The organism is Granulicella sp. L60 (assembly GCF_009765825.1).
Lineage (GTDB): Bacteria > Acidobacteriota > Terriglobia > Terriglobales > Acidobacteriaceae > Edaphobacter.
Map to the genome: position 1 here is coordinate 390,213 of NZ_LMUR01000018.1, position 15,117 is coordinate 405,329.

Here is a 15,117-nt window from a genome sequence, read left to right on the forward strand (position 1 = left end):
AGATGCCCGGATAGCTAACGATGATTCATTCGTCAGTGTTTTGCGTGTATTGCCAGATTATCGGCGCGAAGAGAGGTTTCTGCTGGCGCGGCTACGACCGGGTTGCGTGGAAGCGGAGGCGAACATAGTCTGCAGTCCAGTTGCCGTCGGCGTCGCAGAGGACAGGTTTGAGAAGAGCAATAGTAGCGGCAAGAGCTGTGGCACGGGCGGCTGGGTTGAGGTGGTCAAGGACGCCGTTGCGGAAGGTATTTAGCCAGGAGTCCATGCCGTTTGGCAGCGGGGTGGGACGCGGGATGAGGTCGATGGACTGGACGGTGAAGCCGACGGATTCGAGGAGGTGGCGGTAGGTGGCGGGAGATGGAAAGAAGCTGGCGGCGGTTGCTTCCGCATCGACATGGTATGGGGCGAGGACCGCCTGAAGCGCGGTGCGAATGGCAGCGATGTTGCCCTGGCCGCCCATCTCTGCGACGAAACGGCCGCCGGAACGCAAGGCACGATGGACACCGGTGAGGACGGCCTGCTGGTTGGTGATCCAGTGGAGGGCGGCGTTGGAGAAGACAGCATCAAACTGTTGATGGAAAGGAAGCGCGGTAGCGTCGTGCTGCTCAACGTTGAGGTTGCGCTGGCGAGCGGCGGAGATCATGGTAGATGACGCGTCGACACCGAGGAGGACGGCTCCGGTTGCGGCGAGTTGCTCGGTGAGCGCGCCGTCACCGCAGCCGAGATCAAGGATATGTTCGCCGGGCTGTGGCGCGAGCAGAGCGACGACGCTGGAGGCAAGGGTAGCGACGAAGCGTCCATTTGCGGCGTAGGCTTCGGTGTTCCAGGTCTGGCCAGTTGTGGTGTCGCGTGGGGGAATCGTATCCATGAATCGATTGTCGCCTGTGAGAGCGAGGTCCGCGAGGAAGATAAGAAATTGTAAAGAGAGGATAAGCCGGAAGTTTGGGACGAGGAGAGTGGTGCGGAGGCTAGATGCTCCTTGTGTCGCGGCGGGGATGGAGGCTTTTACTTATACTTATGCTTCGACCGCCTGGCGTTGTGGCCGCGGGACGAAAGATGGTGAAGGAGTGGAACAGTGACGACGACGGCGGCGGTTGCATTTGCGCAAGAGAATCAGGGGCGTTTTGTAGGAGAGTTGAAGGCTCTATTGCGGATACCTTCTGTGTCAACGACGCCTGAGCATGCAGGAGATGTGCGGCGAGCGGCGGAGTTTGTTGCGGCAGAGCTGACACGGATTGGGATGGAGAATGTTCGGCTGATCGAGACGAGTACGCCGGAAGAGGTGATTGTGGATGACGCCGGCCAGGCGCGGATGGTGCCTGCGCGCAGAGGGCATCCGCTGGTATACGCGGATTGGCTGCACGCGGCAGGGAAGCCGACGGTGCTTTGTTACGGACACTATGATGTGCAGCCGGCAGAGCCTTTGGACGAGTGGAAGTCGCCGCCGTTCGAGCCTACGGAGCGAGATGGGAATCTTTACGCGCGCGGAGCTGTGGATGATAAGGGGCAGATGTGGATGCATGTGAAGGCGCTGGAGTCGCTGATGGCGGCGGGTGCAGGGACGCTGCCCGTGAATGTGCGTGTGATCGTCGAGGGCGAGGAAGAGGTTGGAGGTGAGGGTATCGCTGCGTTTGTGCGCGAGCACGGCGAACAGCTAAAGGCCGATGTTGCGCTAGTCTCCGACACTGAGATGTTTGCTCCGGAGCTGCCGACGTTGTGCGTAGGACTTCGGGGGATGATTTATACGGAGATCGAGGTTCACGGTGCGCGGACGGATCTGCACTCTGGGATCTATGGCGGGTCGGCTCCGAATCCGTTTGTCGCGCTGGCGCAGGTGATCGCGAAGCTGAAGGATGAAGATGGACGGATTCTCATTCCGGGGTTCTATGATGACGTGCAAAAGCCGAGCGCGGATGAGTTGAAGGCCTGGAGGGCGCTGCCGTTTGATGAAGATCACTATCGCGAGAGCGAGGTGGGGTCGATTGCGTTGACAGGTGAGCCGGGGCTGAGTGTACAGGAGCGTACGTGGGCGCGGCCTACGCTTGAGGTGCATGGGATGCCGGGTGGATTTATTGGTGCTGGTGCGAAGACGGTAATTCCAGCGAAGGCGGTGGCGAAGGTGAGCATGCGCCTGGTGCCGGATATGACGCCGGCGGAGAGTTTTGCCAAGTACAAGAGCTACGTGGAGTCGCTGACGCCGAAGGGAGTCTCTCTGGAGGTGCGGTTGATTCATTCCGGTGACCCGATCATCGTGAGCACGGATAACGAGTATGTGAAGGCCGCGACGGAGGCGATGCGCGAGGTCTTTGGGAAGGAGACCGTATTTGTGCGTGGAGGTGGCTCGATTCCGATTGTGGGGGACTTTGTGCGCGAGCTGAAGATTCCTACTGTGCTGATGGGGTTCGGACTACCGGACGACAACCTACATGCCCCGAATGAGAAGTTTCATCTGGTGAACTTTCATCGTGGGATCGAGTCGATTGTGCGGTTTCTGAGCGGCGTAGGTGCCTGATGGCTACGCTGGACGTTGGCGGATATGTGCTGGCTGGCGGAAAGAGCACGCGCATGGGACGCGATAAGGCTCTGTTGGAGCTCGGCGGCAGGCCGCTGGTGGCGCACGCAGTCACAAAGCTGCGAAGGATCTGTGCGGAGGTGAATATCCTGAGCAGCCGGGAGGAGCTGACAGAATATGCTCCGATTGTGCGCGATCTGCATGAGGGCTGTGGGCCGATGGGGGGGCTGGAGGCGGCGTTCGCGCATTCGCAGCATGAGTGGAATTTATTTATGCCCGTGGATGCGCCATTTCTGCCATCTGCATTTCTGGAGCGGTGGGTGCGAGGCGTGGTCGGAAGTAAGGAGCGGGGGACACGTGTGGCGCTGTTTACGGTAGGAGGGGTGGCACAGCCTCTGTTTTGTCTCTTGCACCGGCAGGTCGGGCCGTCTGTACTTGGTGCGATGCACGGCGGGCAATATAAGGTGTTTCCTGTACTGCAGGGAGCGGCGTTGGATCTAGCAGCGCGCCAAGGAGTGGCTCCCGATAAGGCTTTTCTCAATACGATTTGGGAGGAGAGCGTCGAAGAGTTGGGTAGTGTTGGAGCCAACGGGATTGAGCCGTGGAGAGCAATCTCAGAGGCACAACGAGCAGCGGTGCATCGGTGGTTTTCTAACCTGAATACGCCGGAGGAGTTTGCCGATGCGGGGCTGCATCTGGATGCATTGGATACTTAGAAAGGTCGATGGGGTACGCTTAAGGTGCATTGTCAGATGATCATTCGTTGATTGCGGGAGTTGCTGCTATGGCTGAGCCGGATAACAAGACAGAGGAACAAACGACTGCTACCGACGCCGACACTCCCTTGATCGAGGGGATATCGGAAGACGTGTCTCCGATGGTTGGCGAGTTTATGGAGCAGGCAGCCCAGCAGAATGAGGCTGCGGCCGATGCTGTGCTGGATGTCAAGAACAAGCCCGGGCCCTATATCGCGTTCGAGCATGTATATAAGGCCTTCGGCGACTTCGTTGTGCTGGAAGACGTAAGTTTCTGGGTCTTGCCCGGGGAAACACTTTGCATCCTGGGACGAAGCGGCGTGGGCAAGTCGGTCTCCCTGCAAATGTTGATGGGATTTTTGAAGCCTGACAAGGGAACGATCCAGGTGGCTGGAGAGAATATCTGTGGCTTCAGCGAGAGCGAGTTGCAGGCGATTCGGCGGAAGGTGACGATGGTCTTCCAGAATGGCGCGCTATTCGATTCGATCTCGGTGGGCGAGAACGTCGCGTTTCCAATGCGCGAGCGTGGCGAGATGGCGGAGGACCAAATTCTCCAAGTAGTGAAGGGGCTGTTGGAGATGGTGGGGGTCGCCGGGATGGAGGGGTTGTTGCCATCGGACCTTTCGACGGGAATGAAACGCTCGGTGGCAATTGCGAGGGCGTTGGCGTCGCAGCCGGAGGCGGTGCTGTACGACGAGCCGACGACGATGGTGGACCCGCTGATGGCGCATCTGCTTGGAGACCTGATCCAGCGTCTGAAGCAGCAGTTGCATCTGACCAGCATCGTGGTGACGCATGATATGCGGTTGGCGAAGAAGCTGGCTGACCGGGTGGTGTTTCTAAGCGCCGGCAAGGCAATCTTCTTTGGAACGATGGAGGAGATGGAGAAGAGCCAGGATCCCGTGTTGCAGGAATTTCTCAGTCTCGATGAGCTTGTGACGCCGGTTTAGGCGGCGATGCGTGAGGTGTCCAAAGACTGTTGTGTCTGGCGTTGGGGTGTTGTGAGCCTGGACTGCAAACCTTTGCACCATATTGCCAAGGTGGAGTTGGCGACGTATGCTTCATATGGTGCGGGTGTATTTCTGATTCGTGGGGCCTTGTTCAACCAGAGATGAAGGTTTGCGAAAACATTGTTTTGATCGTGTTTCCACTGTATTAGTTTAATTTCAATCGGTGGCGTTTCGTGAGCTTTATCGGGCATCTTACCGATTACTGTGAATTAAAGAGTGATCCAGTTGAAAGGCGTTCGCCATGGCGACACCGGACTACCTGCAGCAGGTAATCGTTTCGGGTAGAAAACACGTAGGGAGAGGCAAGCGGGGCTCGAGAGCGAACACTGGTTTGTTCCGCCGTCCCTCGGTGACCAGTACAGTCTGGGCTACGCTGGATATGCTGACTGTGGCGGTAGCGGCAATACTAGCCTTACGCTTCCGTGTGGATACGCCATCTACGGTCTCTACGTTGCATATTGTTCCCCATCTCATCCATTCGTCTCCAAAGCTTCTAATCTTTTATGTCGTCTGGTTTGGCGTGTGCTTAATATTTTTCACACGCTCGTATGGACTGTATGGATCGATCCAACTCTTCAGCGGGCTGCACGAGCAGAGAATGACGATGCAGGCGACACTGACCTCCGGGCTTCTTCTGTGCGGCACGCTGTATCTGTCGAATGGGGAGGCCATCTCCCGCATCGTGATCGCCCTGATGGTTGTGTTTACGATGACGCTGCTCTGCCTCCGGCGCGCACTCTGGCGACGGATGGTCTATCGAAAGTTTCGGGCTGGGATCGAGACGCGTAACGTGCTGATTATAGGTGCGGGACGTGTCGGCCATGCGCTGCGAAATCATATCGATACCCTGCAGCATCTGGGATTTCGGTTCAAGGGATTTGTTGCCTTGACGGAGCGCGAGGCCGAGTCTGGCGATGCGGATGTGATCGGCGACGTGCGGAACTGTCTATCGCTGGCACGTTCGCTGTTTGTGGACGAGATCTTCTTTTCGGTGCCAGCGGAGAGGAAGCTCGTGATCGGGATGGTGGAAGAGGCGCGCGTAGCAGGGATCGATGTCCGTGTGGTGCCGGATATGTACGACGGTCTAGCCTGGAACGCTAGGGTCGAGTATGTCGGACAGTTTCCGACGATTCCGCTGCATCGACGGGACTTTCCTATTGGCGCGTTTCTGGTGAAGCGAACGCTGGATACCACGATTGCGTCGATCGGGCTGCTGGTGGCTGCACCGATGATGCTTGCAATCGCGCTTGCGATCCGGATGGACTCAAAGGGTGCGATCTTTTATCGGGCGCAGCGGATCGGACGCAAGGGGCGGACCTTCTCCTGCTTCAAGTTCCGCACCATGGTTGAGAACGCGGACAAGCTAAAGGCGGACCTGGAACATATGAATGAGCGCGACAGCGTGCTCTTCAAGATCGCCAAAGACCCGCGTATTACACGCGTGGGAAGAGTGTTGCGGAAGTACTCGCTGGACGAGTTGCCGCAGTTCTATAACGTTCTGAAAGGGGACATGAGTCTGGTGGGTCCACGGCCCCCAATGGCGTCCGAGGTGGAGCAGTATGATCTGGCTCATCTGCGGCGGCTAGATGTACTGCCTGGCATTACGGGCCTGTGGCAGGTGGAGGCCAGGCAGGATCCTTCATTTGATAGCTATATCTCTCTGGATACAGCCTATGTGGAGAACTGGAATTTGATGATGGATCTGAGGATTCTGGCTCGTACCGTGGGTGTTGTGTTGAGCGGGACGGGTTCGTAAGCGTTAGACTTGAATGGTGAAGATAGCACTTGCCCAGATCAACCCGACGGTAGGGGACTTTGCCGGGAATGCCAGGAAGATTCTTGAATATGCGTCCCGTGCACAGGAGCTGGGTGTGGCGCTGGTAGTCTTTCCAGAGCTTGCCGTGTGTGGGTATCCGCCGGCTGATCTGCTGGAGAAGGCGGCGTTTGTTGAACGTGCTGGGCAGGTCGCCGATGAGATCGCGGAGTGGACCATTGGTGCGGGTAGACCGGCGATTCTATGTGGGACGGTGATGCCGAGAAGCGCAGATGAGGGTAAGCAGGTGAAGAACGTCGCCGTGTTGCTGAGCGGGGGCAAGATTAGCTTTGTGCAGCAGAAGATGCTGCTTCCTTTCTACGATGTGTTCGATGAACAGAGGTACTTTGAGCCGGCTGCGGAGCAGACGCTGACATGTGTCGATGGAGAGCCGCTGGCGATCACGATCTGCGAAGACGCGTGGAACGATAAGGGCTTCTGGCCACGCCAGATGTATACGGTCGACCCGGTGGAACGGCTGATGGAAGAGTGGGAGAAGCAGCCGCAGGAGCTTGCGGGAAAACCTCGGATTATCCTGAACATCTCGGCATCACCTTACTGGCAGGGAAAGCCGCAGGTACGGCAGAAGATGCTGGCGGCGCTGGCGAAGCGGCATGGGGCGTATGTCGCGATGGTGAACCAGGTGGGGGGAAATGACAGTCTGGTGTTTGATGGATCTTCGCTGGGGATTGGACCGGATGGCGAGGTGAAGGTGCGGGCGGCTTCGTTCGCCGAGGATCTGGTGGTCTTTGATACGGATGGTGGCGGCGCGAAGGGCGAGAGTCAGAACGACGCTGAGGCGAAGGACGAGGTCGCAGAGATGTGGGGCGCGCTCGTGCTGGGGACTCGGGATTATGTGCGGAAGTGCGGGTTCAGTAAGGCGTTGGTGGGGCTGAGCGGCGGGATCGACTCGGCTCTGGTGGCGGCGATTGCGGTGGAGGCTTTAGGGGCGGAGAACGTCGTTGGCGTGGGAATGCCGACGGAGTACTCGTCGCTGGGGTCGATCGACGATGCGCGAAAGCTGGCGAAGAACCTTGGAATTCGGTTCGAGTTGCTGCCGATCCACGATGTGTTCGCACAGTTTCAGCAGGTCTTGAAGCCTTTGTTCGCGGGGACGTCGTTTGGACTGGCGGAGGAGAATCTGCAGCCGAGGATTCGTGGAACGCTGCTGATGGCGTTGTCGAACAAGTTTGGAGCGTTGGTGCTGACGACTGGCAACAAGAGCGAGATGTCGACCGGGTACTGCACTCTGTATGGCGATATGGTCGGGGCGCTGGCGGTGATCGGCGATGTGATGAAGCTGAAGGTGTATGCGCTGAGCCGGTATGTGAATCGGGTGAAGGAGACGATTCCGTGGGCGACGATCGAGAAGCCTCCTTCGGCGGAGTTGCGGCCGGAGCAGTTGGATACGGACTCGCTGCCGCCGTATGAGGTGCTGGATCCGATCCTTGAGGCGTATGTGGAGCGGTACTGCTCGGCGGAGGAGATTGCCGAGGAACAAGGTGTTGATGTTGGGTTGGTGCGATCGGTGCTGAAGCTGGTGGAGCGGAGCGAATATAAGCGTCAGCAAGCTGCTCCGGTGTTGAAAGTTACCAAAAAATCATTTGGCATGGGCCGGCGATTTCCCATTGCGGTCAAGGTTCAGGTGTAATAGAGGTGCTGTGCGCGGATAGCGGCGGCGGAGGGATGGTTTCTTTGAAGAGTTCACTTTTGATGTTGACGGGATTGGCGGCTGCTCTGAGTGTTACCGCCGTGGCGGGAGCGCAGGCGGGTGCGGGAACGGCGGCAGGTGCCGCGGGTACGGGAGCGGCTCAGCAGGCTCCGGCTGGCGGGGCACAGCAGCAGCCTCAGGCCCTGCAGCTCCAGAACCTTGGACAGACGACCAAGGCCGATCCGTTTCCTCCGGTGAATCAGAAGTACTTTACGGCGACTTCGCCTTCGGTGGATACGGTCAACGCGTTCCTGAAGTCGCTCTGGGGCTATGACTCGAACCGCATCTGGCGGGTCGAGGCGATCCAGACGACCCCGGCTCCGAGCGTGAGCAAGGTGGTGGTGTTCGTCTCCGACCGTTCGCCGAACGCCAAGGTGCAGCCGACTGCGTTCTTCGTGACGCCGGACGGGAAGCATGCGATTGCGGGCGATGCGGTAATTCCGTTTGGCGCTACGCCGTTTGCGGAGATCCGCAAGACGCTGCAGGATCATGCCGATGGCGCGACGCGCGGTGCGACCAGCAAGGACTTCATGCTGGTTGAGTTCGCCGACCTCCAGTGCCCGCACTGCAAGGATGCGCAGAGCACGATGGAGCAGCTGGTGAAGGACTTCCCGAACGCGCGCGTGGTCTACCAGAGCTTTCCGCTGGTGGATCTGCATCCGCTTGCGTTCAAGGCTTCGGCCTACGGCTACTGCGTGCAGAAGCAGAAGAACGACGCGTACTTCGTCTACGCGGCGGCGGTGTTCGATAACCAGGCTGCTCTGACTCCGGAGACCGGAGACCAGACGCTGAAGGATGCCGTGACCAAGGCCGGTCTGGATCCCGCGGCGATCGATGCTTGTGCGGCGACACCGGCGATCAAGGACCAGGTGAATGCGTCGATCAAGCTGGCCAAGGATGTGGGCGTGGACCAGACTCCGATGATCGCGGTGAACGGGCATGTGCTGCCTCTGGCTGGCATTCCTTACGAGACGCTGAAGAACGTGATCTCGTTCCAGGCGACTCTGGACGGCGTGAGCACGGGTGCGACAGGGCCGGCGGTCGGTATTGCGAATCCTCCTGCTTTGAAGAAGTAGTCTCTCGTTCCTGAATTTACTTTTTATCTGCTCTCCGCACTGAGATTGCTTCGGTGCGGAGAGTTTCGTTTTGGCACCCGCCGGGTCCATGTCTGGTTGGGTTCTGCTTGCTTGGGCTTCGGTCGTGGGGTACCCCTCCCCCTGGGGGGTAGGGGTGGCTAAGTTGTTCCTTTTCTGCATTTTGCGATTTCCACAGGCTGCAAAATATTCATTACAGATGGGTTAGAGGTAAAAATTTGTTTCTAAAGGGGTTAGGCTGCGGAGGCGCTTTTGAGGGCTCGTTTAAGTCTCTATATCCAGTATAGAGGTTGGAGGGAAACTACTACGCCACGTGATTTCCCTTGTCTGGCGCGGGTTTTGGTGGGTTTTGGGGTTGACAGGGTTTGGGGCGGGTTGGGGAGGACAGGCAACGGCAAAGGCAATATTTTGTCGCTTCGGCTTCGCCTTTCGCTCCGGCCTTCGGCAGAGTGGAGGCCGCTTCGCGGCGGGTCTTAGACGCGAGGCTAAAGCCTCGCTCTACCTCAACAGCAACTACAATAGCGACTACAAAGGCAACGACAACAGCAGATCCCTACGGGATGACAAACAAAAAGGCAAACAACGGCAAGGGCAAAAGCAAAAGCAAAAGCAAGGGCAAAAGCAAAAGCAAGGGCAAAAGCAAAAGCAAGGGCAAAAGCAAAAGCAAAAGCAAGGGCAAAAGCAAGGGCAAGGGCAGATCCCTGCGGGATGATAAGCAAAAGGGACGAAGCGGAGGGCGGTTTACACCTAATCTCACTGTCGCGTATTGTCTCTTCCATCTATTTTGAAGAGCCTGGGGCGGAGGTTTTGGATCATGGCAAAGATCGTTTACGAATTGAACCAGTCCCTGGATGGCTACGTCGACCATCTGGCAATTGGTAGGCCCGGCCCGGCAGTCTTTAGTCACTTTATAGAGCATGTGCGCGACCTGACGGGCATGGTGTACGGTCGCCGCATGTACGAGATCATGCGTTATTGGGACGACGACCTTCCGGAATGGGACACGGAGGACCACGAATTTGCGGCGGCGTGGCGAAGCAAGCCGAAGTGGGTCGTGTCGCACACGTTGAAGTCGGTCGGACCCAACGCCACACTTGTTGAGGATGACCACGAGGCGGCGATACGTGGGCTGAAGGCGCAGCAAGTCGGGGAGATCGAAGTTGCCGGACCAGACCTGGCAGGAAGCCTGACCAACCTTGGTCTTATTGATGAGTATCGACTCTACCTCCACCCTGTCGTGCTTGGCCGCGGCAAGCCATACTTCACCGGCCCTCGGCCGCGGCTCCGCTTTGTTGCCAGCGATCACATTGCCGACGACGTGATTCGGTTGACGTACGTTCCTGCTTAGCTTTTGGGGGCGGTTGCGGTGGTGCCAGTGCGCATTCAGAAGACTCGCACACCGGCTAACTCATGGGTCCCACAAGGGATCTTATGTTGGCATCCATTCACTCGTGTCCGGGTGGTATCGACCTATAGCACGATGCGGAACCGTTCGGGTGTGGTGCGAGATGAGGTGAAAGTATTGGCACGTTGAGCGTATGGCAGGTCCTTCGACTGCGCCTCTCGCGATGAAACTGCGAGAGGCTTCGCTCAGGATGACGCTTTCTATAGCCATCCATCACTTCCGCTTAGGCTAGATGTCGATACTCTCTAGTGTTCGTCTTTGGTGGTTTTGTTGTTGGTGTTGATCTGGTAGGGCTTCTCGTCGACTCGCTGGTTGTAGCGGATGTTGGTGTAGGTGGCGGTGCGGTAGTCGTCGGAGGGCATGTAGAAGACCTGCTTGAGGGAGACGCCGCGGACGGGATCGACCCAGATGGTGATGTGGGTGCAGTTTTTGCGGATCTCGGGGTCTTTGGGGACGAGGTCCATCTTGGCGGTTTCGACGCCGTTGATGGTCTCGGGGCCGAGGTCGGAGATGGTCCATGCCTTCATGAGTTCGGAGCCGCTTCCGCCGAAGCCGAGGGTGAGGAAGCTTTCGATCTGGTCGCCTTTGGAGCGGACGGTGGTGAGGTGGTTGGTGGGGACGTCGTAGAGGCGCAGGAGGCCGGAGCGGTACTCGATGAGTTTGACTGAGGGGGAGACCATCTTTGCGCCCATGACGGTCTTGCCGGACTCTTTGCGGAAGTAGATGGTGCCGGACTGCTGGGTGGTGACCTGTTTGACGACCTTTTCGTAGAGGTCCCACTCGAAGTTAGCTTCGACGGATTGGAATTTGGCGCTGGCGGCGTCCATCTGGCGGAGGACCTCGTCGAGGTGGCCGGGTTTCTGCTGGGCGATGGCGGGGACGGTGAGGCAGAGAACGCTGGTGGAGAAGAGGAGCGATGCGGCGATGCGGCGGATGGAAGTCATAGATCGGGTGCTCCGGATTTCGGTGGTACGGGTGCTGCCGGTGCTTCAGGGGAGTTAGATGCCGGGTGTGGGGCTGGCGCTAGCGGAGGACCCAGGCGTTGTAGGCGATGGTCTTGCCCTGGGCGTCGTGGACGGCTTCGTAGTGCTGGAGGGAGACCTCGCCGGAGATGGGTTCGATGACGCGGAGGATGGCGGCGCGGCGCTCGGCGTCGGTGGAGGCGCCGTTCATGTCGTCGGAGCGGATCTGGTAGAGGAAGCGGCTGCTGCTGCCGGAGGTGCCGGCTTCTTTGACGAGGACCTCGCTGGCGTGGAGGGCGACGGTTTCGACGGGGCGGTCTTTGAAGTCGATGAAGTGGGGGGAGGCGAACATGAAGATGAGGATGGCGGTGACCATGACGTCGTAGTGGAAGCTGCCACGCTCGTAGGCCCAGAAGATGTAGTTGCGGATGAGTTTGAACAAGGGGTTAGCTCCTGCCTGGGTGTTTGCGGATGACGGTTTCGCCGTTCATGTAGGGGATGAGGACTTCGGGGATGCGAATGGTGCCGTCGGCCTGCTGGTAGTTTTCGAGGATGGCGAGGTAGGTGCGGCCGACGGCGAGGCCGCTGCCGTTGAGGGTGTGTAGGAACTCGGACTTTTTGGCGCCGGCGGGGCGATAGCGGACATTGGCGCGGCGGGCCTGGAAGGATTCGAAGTTGGAGCAGGAGGAGATCTCGCGATAGAGATTCTGTCCGGGGAGCCAGACTTCGAGGTCGTAGGTCTTGGCGGAGGCGAAGCCCATGTCGCCGGTGCAGAGGAGCATGCGGCGGTAGGGAAGGCCGAGGCGCTCGAGGACGGTCTCGGCGTGGCGGGTGAGGAGCTCGTGCTGGGCTTCGGAGTCTTCGGGGCGGACGAACTTGACCAGCTCGACCTTCTGGAACTGGTGCTGGCGGATCATGCCGCGAACGTCTTTGCCGTAGGAGCCGGCCTCGGAGCGGAAGCAGGGGGTGTAGGCGCAGAAGGAGATGGGGAGTTCGGACTCGTCGAGGGTCTCGTCGCGGAAGAGGTTGGTGACGGGGACTTCGGCGGTGGGGATGAGCCAGTGGTCGGAGTCCTGGAGCTTGCCGGGCTCGTAGGGGCCTTTGTCGTCGCAGTGGAAGAGGTCTTCGGCGAACTTGGGAAGCTGGCCGGTGCCGAAGAGGGACTTCGAGTTGACCATGTAGGGGGGGAGGACTTCGGTGTAGCCGTGCTCGGCGATGTGGAGGTCGAGCATGAAGTTGGCGAGGGCGCGCTCGAGGCGGGCTCCCTGGCCGAAATGGACGACGAAGCGGGAGCCGGAGATCTTGGCGGCGCGGTTAAAGTCTAGGATGCCGAGGGCTTCGCCGAGCTCCCAGTGGGGCTTGGCGGGGAAGTCGAATTTGGGGATGTCGCCCCAGAGTTTTTCTTCGCGATTGTCGTGTTCGGATTTGCCGATGGGGACGGTGTCGCCGGGGAGATTGGGCAGGGTCTGCATGATCTCGCGGAGGCGTTCGTCGGTGGTGGCGGCGGCGGCTTCGAGGGTTTCGACTTCGGTCTTGAGGATGCGGGTTTGTTCGGTCTGGGCAGTGGCGTCGGCCTTGGCGCGGCGGAGGGTTGCGATCTCTTCGGTGAGTTTGTTGCGCTGGGCTTTGAGGGTTTCGAGCTGGGTGATGGCGTCGCGGCGCTCGCGGTCGACGGCGGCGAAGTTGCCAAGGGCGGCGGCGGGGTCCATGCCACGGGTGCGGAGTTTTTCTTCGACAAGGGCGAGGTTGGCCCGGACAAATGCAAGATCTATCATCAACAAACATTTTAGCTGCTTCATTTGAAAAGGGGAGCGAGCGGGGAAATGTTCGCGGATTGGGATGGGGCTAGATTTTCCTAGTTCGGCATAGAACGATGCGGAACTGTGCCGGATGCGGTGCGAGATATGGAGAGAGTATTGGCACATTGAGGGTGTGGCAGGTCCTTCGACTGCGCCTCTCGCGATGAAACTGCGAGAGGCTCCGCTCAGGATGACAATTTCTATATTCATCCATCACAAATGCTCCATCCAGCACTTACGCTCAGGCTGTCCCTCACGCTCAACCCATCGCATCCGCTCAACCCATCGCATCCGCTCAAGCTAGATGTCGATACTGCCTGGAGTTATCCTAGGGGCATGCGAAAGTGTGGCGCTGCGGTTTTGTTGTGTGTCTGGTTCTCTGTGTGCGGGGTGGTGCCGGGGCGGGCGGACGCTTATCACGCGAGGCCGAAGCTGGTGGTGGTGCTGGTGATCGATCAGTTTCGCGGGGACTATTTGGAGCGGTATCGGGATGACTTCAAGACGGCGAACGGGTTCAACCTGTTTTTGAAGCGCGGCGCTTACTTTACGGACTGCTACTACGATTATGCGAATACGATGACCGCGCCGGGGCACTCGACGATTGGGACGGGGGCGTACAGCGATGGGCACGGGATCGCGCTGAACGACTGGTGGGACTTCAAGCGGTCGACGACGCATACGGTGACGTCGGTAGAGGACGAGCGGTATGCGATTGTGGGCGATCCGGGGTCGACGGAGGTGGGGGCTTCGCCGCGGAATGAGCTGGCTTCGACGCTGGGGGACGAGGTGGTGTTGGCGACGCAGGGGAGGGCGAAGCTGTTTGGGATTTCGCTGAAGGACCGGGCGGCGATTTTGACGTCGGGCCATGCGTCGAATGGGGCGTTCTGGCTGGATCATGCGAGCGGCAAGTTTGTGACTTCGACGTACTGGGAGACGCAGCTGCCGGCGTGGGCGCAGGCGTTCAACGCGAGTGGGCGGGCGGATGAGGCGCTGCGGGAGGCTGGAGCGAAGCCGGGGAGTTTTTATGAGGACGTGGGCAAGTCGCCGGCGTCGGTGTCGTACCTGCTGGACTTTGCGAAGTCGCTGGTGGTGGGGGAGCAGATGGGCAGGCACGATGTGACGGATGTGCTGACGATCAGCATCTCTTCGACGGATATTCTGGGGCATGTGGTGGGGCCGGATGCGCCGGAGCAGAGGGCGATGATCGATGCGGTGGATGTGGATCTGGATGGGTTCTTTACGTGGCTGGATAAGCATGTCGATGGGGGAATGGCGAATGTGTGGGTGTCGCTGACGGGGGATCATGGGATCGCTCCGGTGTCGGCGGTGGCGGAGAAGCTGGGGATGCCGGCGGCTAGCTTCGATGTGAAGAAGCTGGTGGGTGAGTTGAATGCTCGGTTGAACGAGCGGTTTTCGCCGGGTAAGAAGACGGATTACATGCTGAAGAGCGAGTTGCCGTATCTGACGCTGGACCCGAGGCCGTTTGTGAAGGAGAAGGTGAGCGAGGCGGATGCGGAGGGTGCTGTGGCGGAGATGCTGCCGGAGGCGCTGGAGGCTACGCTGCCGCCTGTTCCGGAGGGTGTGAGCCAGACGAGGCTGCCGCCGAGGCCTACGGTTCGACGGAGCTATACGCGGGTGCAGATGGCGGCGGGGCAGGTTCCGAATACGGAGGAGGGCAGGCTGGTGTTGCATAGCTACTCTGCCAACGGCGGATGGTATGTGATGTTTGCGCCGGGGATGTATGAGCTGGGGATGGTGAAGGGGACGAATCACTTTACGCCGTACTCGTATGACAGGCATGTGCCGCTGGGGTTCTATGGGTCGGCGTTTGTGCCGGGGACGTACTATGACCGGGTGGCTCCGGTGGATATTGCGGCGACGTTCGCTTCGCTGCTGCGGGTGAATCAGCCTTCGGCGAGTGTGGGGCATGTTTTGACGCAGGCGATAAAGCCAGAGGCTGGTGCGGGTGCGGCTCGCGTTGCCCCGATTGCCCGGAAGAAGGTGGGGCAGTGAGCGCGACTCCGCAGGACAGCACGGCGTCGAAGGGCACGACGCC

13 protein-coding genes are annotated in these 15,117 nt (G+C 59.3%); 9 read left to right on the forward strand and 4 right to left on the reverse strand.

Translation table 11 applies throughout. The annotated features are described in order from the left end of the window. Nucleotides 1-91 precede the first annotated feature (91 nt). Nucleotides 92-868 carry a trans-aconitate 2-methyltransferase gene (locus tag GSQ82_RS12035; protein ID WP_158792522.1) on the reverse strand — a complete coding sequence of 259 codons (777 nt, stop codon included), beginning with the start codon at nucleotides 866-868 and terminating at the stop codon, nucleotides 92-94. Nucleotides 869-1,075: 207 nt separating this feature from the next. Here GSQ82_RS12035 and GSQ82_RS12040 point away from each other — a divergent pair, with 207 nt between their 5' ends. From GSQ82_RS12040 to GSQ82_RS12075, 8 genes are all read left to right on the forward strand, one after another. Then, the gene (locus GSQ82_RS12040; RefSeq protein WP_158792523.1) at nucleotides 1,076-2,512 is read left to right on the forward strand and encodes a dipeptidase; all 1,437 of its coding nucleotides are present in this window, start codon (nucleotides 1,076-1,078) and stop codon (nucleotides 2,510-2,512) included. After that, nucleotides 2,512-3,228, forward strand: coding sequence for a molybdenum cofactor guanylyltransferase (locus GSQ82_RS12045; RefSeq protein WP_158792524.1), 717 nt, complete (start codon nucleotides 2,512-2,514; stop codon nucleotides 3,226-3,228). Before GSQ82_RS12040 ends, GSQ82_RS12045 begins: the two co-directional genes overlap by 1 nt. Nucleotides 3,229-3,296: 68 nt before the next feature. Continuing rightward, nucleotides 3,297-4,217 carry an ABC transporter ATP-binding protein gene (locus GSQ82_RS12050; protein ID WP_158792525.1) on the forward strand — a complete coding sequence of 307 codons (921 nt, stop codon included), beginning with the start codon at nucleotides 3,297-3,299 and terminating at the stop codon, nucleotides 4,215-4,217. A gap of 439 nt (nucleotides 4,218-4,656) precedes the next feature. Continuing rightward, nucleotides 4,657-6,033 (forward strand): sugar transferase, encoded by a 1,377-nt coding sequence (locus GSQ82_RS12055; RefSeq protein WP_254061747.1) that lies wholly within the window; start codon nucleotides 4,657-4,659, stop codon nucleotides 6,031-6,033. Nucleotides 6,034-6,046: 13 nt separating this feature from the next. After that, a complete protein-coding gene (locus tag GSQ82_RS12060; protein WP_254061600.1) occupies nucleotides 6,047-7,741 on the forward strand; it encodes an NAD+ synthase in 1,695 nt (564 codons plus the stop codon). 44 nt (nucleotides 7,742-7,785) lie between these two features. After that, a complete protein-coding gene (locus tag GSQ82_RS12065) occupies nucleotides 7,786-8,877 on the forward strand; it encodes a DsbA family protein (protein ID WP_254061601.1) in 1,092 nt (363 codons plus the stop codon). A 331-nt stretch (nucleotides 8,878-9,208) separates the two neighbouring features. Continuing rightward, nucleotides 9,209-9,607: a hypothetical protein gene (locus tag GSQ82_RS12070; protein ID WP_158792527.1), complete on the forward strand. Its 399-nt coding sequence runs from the start codon at nucleotides 9,209-9,211 to the stop codon at nucleotides 9,605-9,607. Between the two features lie 102 nt (nucleotides 9,608-9,709). Further along, nucleotides 9,710-10,243 (forward strand): dihydrofolate reductase family protein, encoded by a 534-nt coding sequence (locus GSQ82_RS12075; protein WP_158792528.1) that lies wholly within the window; start codon nucleotides 9,710-9,712, stop codon nucleotides 10,241-10,243. A 302-nt stretch (nucleotides 10,244-10,545) separates the two neighbouring features. Here GSQ82_RS12075 and GSQ82_RS12080 read toward each other — a convergent pair whose 3' ends face one another. From GSQ82_RS12080 to serS, 3 genes are all read right to left on the reverse strand, one after another. Further along, entirely contained in the window at nucleotides 10,546-11,244 is a 699-nt protein-coding gene (locus tag GSQ82_RS12080) for an outer membrane lipoprotein-sorting protein (protein ID WP_158792529.1), read from the reverse strand. A gap of 79 nt (nucleotides 11,245-11,323) precedes the next feature. Beyond that, complete coding sequence (locus GSQ82_RS12085) at nucleotides 11,324-11,704, reverse strand: hypothetical protein (RefSeq protein WP_158792530.1); 381 nt, start codon at nucleotides 11,702-11,704, stop codon at nucleotides 11,324-11,326. Nucleotides 11,705-11,708: 4 nt separating this feature from the next. Next, nucleotides 11,709-13,037 (reverse strand): serine--tRNA ligase, encoded by a 1,329-nt coding sequence (serS, locus tag GSQ82_RS12090; protein WP_158793649.1) that lies wholly within the window; start codon nucleotides 13,035-13,037, stop codon nucleotides 11,709-11,711. Between the two features lie 360 nt (nucleotides 13,038-13,397). On the opposite strand from serS, the gene GSQ82_RS12095 reads away from it, so the two are divergent. Beyond that, nucleotides 13,398-15,074, forward strand: a complete 1,677-nt coding sequence (locus GSQ82_RS12095) for an alkaline phosphatase family protein (RefSeq protein WP_158792531.1) — start codon at nucleotides 13,398-13,400, stop codon at nucleotides 15,072-15,074. Nucleotides 15,075-15,117 lie beyond the last annotated feature (43 nt).